This window comes from Ruegeria sp. BHSB056 (assembly GCF_059613305.1).
The window spans coordinates 1-2,132 of record NZ_JBXWSG010000174.1; the positions used below are offsets into that span (position 1 = coordinate 1).

2 protein-coding genes are annotated in these 2,132 nt (G+C 58.9%); both read left to right on the top strand.

Annotated elements, in window-relative coordinates; translation table 11 throughout:
• The first annotated feature begins 65 nt into the window (after positions 1 to 65).
• Complete coding sequence (tnpB, locus tag AC2FND_RS20065; protein WP_496771463.1) at positions 66 to 413, top strand: IS66 family insertion sequence element accessory protein TnpB; 348 nt, start codon at positions 66 to 68, stop codon at positions 411 to 413.
• Positions 414 to 482: 69 nt separating this feature from the next.
• Complete coding sequence (gene tnpC / locus AC2FND_RS20070) at positions 483 to 2,003, top strand: IS66 family transposase (RefSeq protein ID WP_496771462.1); 1,521 nt, start codon at positions 483 to 485, stop codon at positions 2,001 to 2,003.
• Positions 2,004 to 2,132: the final 129 nt, after the last annotated feature.

The window sequence follows — 2,132 nt, forward strand, 5'->3', positions numbered from 1 at the left end:
CGTATTCTGGTGGAAGGCAGTACAGCCCTGTCGGCGGTGCTGTCTTTGGTCGAGGGATTGATGCCGTGATCCCTGTACCGCCGAACACGCGGGTGTGGCTGGCCGCCGGGGTCACGGACATGCGGCGCGGGTTCAACACGCTGGCCGCGCAGGCTGAGAAGGTATTGGAAGAAGACCCCTATTCCGGCCATCTGTTTGTGTTCCGGGGGCGCCGGGGTGATCTTCTCAAGATCATCTGGTGGGATAGCCAGGGCGCTTGCTTGTTCAGCAAACGGCTGGAACGCGGGCGGTTCGTGTGGCCTGCGGCCAAGGACGGCAAGGTCAGCGTGTCGGCGGCGCAGTTGTCGATGCTTCTCGAAGGGATTGACTGGCGGATGCCACGGAAGACATGGCGGCCCTTGAGCACCGGATAGGTCAATTTACTGGCGCGAACTGGCGTTTCTCGATTCACCATTTTGCTGCAATCGGTTATATCCAGCCTCATGTTGGACGCCCTCAAACATTTGCCGGAAGACCCTGCTGAACTGCGGGCCGTCAGCGAGCGTTTGATAGCTGAGGTGCAATCCCAAGCCTACCAGATCGAGAAGCTGAAGGCCGAACTTCATGGCCATCGCAAGGCGCGGTTTGGTTCCAAATCCGAGAGCCTGGATCAACTGGCATTCGATCTGGCGGAAGACGCCGAGATCGAAGTTGCGGCCGAGGCGCAGAAGAACGAACCCGCTGAGATCGACTGCAAACCGTCAAAACGCCAGCACAGCCGCAAACCGTTGCCCGATCATCTGGAACGACAGGATGACGTGCTGTCTGTCGGTGAGGAATGCGGTGATTGCGGCGGTTCCCTGCGCCAGATCGGCGAGGATGTCACTGAGGAGCTGGAGTACATTCCAGGCCGCTTTGTCGTGCGCCGGATTATCCGCCCACGCATGGCCTGCAGCTGCTGCGAGGCTTTTGCGCAGGCTCCATTGCCATCGAGGCCCATCGAACGAGGTCGACCCGGCCCGGGGCTTCTGGCCCACGTACTGGTTGGCAAATATTGCGATCACCTGCCGCTGGATCGGCAATCCAAAATCTTCGCCCGTGAGAAGGTTGATCTGCACCGCTCTACGCTGACTGACTGGGTTGGCCGCAGCACGGCCTTGCTGGAGCCATTGGCTGATCATATCGGCAAGCTGGTCAGGGCGGGTCCGGCGCTGTTTGCCGACGACACGCCGGTCAAACTGCAAAGCAAGCTCAAGCCAAAGAAGACCCAGACTGCGCGGTTCTGGAGTTATGTGCGCAATGAGGACCCGTGGTTGGGCGACGCGCCGCCTTGCGCATGGTATCAGTTCAGCATGGATCGCAAGGGTGAACATCCGGTCAATCACCTTTCCGGCTATACCGGCACGGTGCATGCCGACGGCTTTGCAGGCTTCAATGACCTGTTCGGTGGCGGCAAAGCCACCGAGATGGCCTGCATGGTGCATGTCCGCCGTAAGTTCGTGGACGAGTTCGAGCGCACCGGAGCGGATATCGCAAAACACGCCATCACACAGATCGCGGAGCTTTACGCGGTTGAGAAGGAAGCCCGCGGCAAGTCCCCAGAGGAACGCGCTGCCTTGCGCCAAGAGAAGGCAAAACCAATCCTCGATGAACTGGAGGGTTGGCTACAAGCCCAGCTCCCCAAAATCTCCGGCAAAACCAAACTCGCCGAAGCGATCCGATACGCCCTGAACCGCATGCCCAAGGCGCGACCCTATCTCCGCGACGGGCGGCTGGAACTGGACAATAACATTTGTGAACGCAGCATTCGCCCTATCGCGCTTGGCCGCAAGAACTACCTCTTCATGGGTTCTGTCGGTGGCGGCAAGGCTGCTGCCATCGCCTACACGCTCATCGAAACAGCCAAGATGAACGACGTTGATCCCGAAGCTTGGCTCACATGGGTGCTTGAACGCCTCCCGGATCACAAAATCAACCGTATCGACGAGCTGCTCCCTTGGTGTTACGCTGAAACAGCGGCGTAACGACGACCATCGAGAAGTCTTGTTGTGTATCGCGTCAGATGTCATCTTTGGTCTGGCGAGTGCCAGCAACATTAGGAGACTTCGAGATATTTGGCTGGTTTAAAGAAATCCTGGTAGAAGGCGGCGAGG